Consider the following 1,392-nt stretch of genomic DNA (forward strand, 5'->3'; position numbering starts at 1 on the left):
CTTTCAAGTCTTCTTAGTGAATGCCGAAAAATTGATTGTTGTCTCTGTTTATCAAAGTAGTCTTCGCCTAAGTCTACATACATTTCTTTTCGAGTTAAGAGATAATAGGAGATACGTAACATGGCATGAGCGACTACTATTCCTGCTCGTTTCTTACCTTTTCGTGAAGCTGTACGCCTATACAGTGCTCCGAGATAGTTTTTAGATCCTCTTACAGAATGAGCTGCTTCTGTTAATGCTGATCTCAAATACTTGTTTCCTTTTTTGTTTTAGCCGATTTTCTTTTTCCCGCACTTTCGTTATGTCCAGGAACTAGTCCTGCCCAAGAACACATATGAGCTGCACTTGGAAACTGTTTCTTAATATCAGTCCCAATTTCAGAAAAAATTTGCTCAGCCATTCTTGTAGCTATACCAGGAATAGAGTCTAATCGTTCCACATCTTCTTGATAGGAGCTTACTCTTTCCTCGACCTCTTGGTCGAGCATCTCGATTTGTTCTGTTAAAAAATCAATATGCTTTAAAATGGTTTTTAACATGAGGCGTTGATGCGAATTGATATAACCTTTAAGGGCGAGTTCTAGTTCATCTTTCTTCTTTTTCATTGTGCGTCGAGCAAAGTTTGCTAGTTTTTCAGGATCTTCTTCACCTTCGGCAATTGCGTTAAGCATGTCTCGAGCTGAAACACCCATAACGTCTGAAACGACAGAGCCTAGCTTAATATTTGCTCCCTCTAACACTTTTTGGATTCGATTATGTTGTCTAGCACGTTCTTCAATGATACTTCTACGGTACCGAACTAGTTCACGTAGTTCTCGTTGATTTCGATCTGGTATGTAACTAGCTTTTAGGAGTCCATGACGAAGAAGTTTGGCAATCCATTCTGCATCTTTAACATCTGTTTTACGCCCTGGCACTGCTTTCATATGTTGAGCATTCACAACTAAAAACTCAATCTCTTCAGCTTCTAATAAATTAACAATAGGTTTCCAATATACACTGGTACTCTCCATGGCAACATGAGTACAGTTATTCTTTTTAATCCAATCCACTAACTGTATTAGAAAAACAGTTATTGTTGAAAACGTTTGAATCTTCTTTCCTTCTGGTGTCATAATACATGCAGTAATATTGTCCTTATGGACATCCATACCACATGCTCTTTCAATGACTACTTCCATTGAAAACATCCTTTCTACGGCTCTCAATACAATTGGAGGCTGGTGCAAAAATTAGAATAGGATTAATCTACCATGTGTGCTTCCCGTAAGGGAGCGACAGTCAGTGGTGCACCTTGGTCGTTGGAGTCAGACTAACGGATGGGCTCTAACGCACCATAGTTCATCGACCTTCCTCTCCCAGCCGTAGAATCAGTATTGACCGTTCTGAACCA

1 pseudogene is annotated in these 1,392 nt (G+C 39.6%); it reads right to left on the bottom strand.

The features are described 5' to 3' along the window. Positions 1 to 1,180, bottom strand: a pseudogene (locus N0M92_RS29045) (IS110 family transposase); the annotation flags it as partial. Between the last annotated feature and the right edge of the window lie 212 nt (positions 1,181 to 1,392).

This window comes from Peribacillus aracenensis (assembly GCF_025175645.1).
Lineage (GTDB): Bacteria > Bacillota > Bacilli > Bacillales > DSM-1321 > Peribacillus > Peribacillus aracenensis.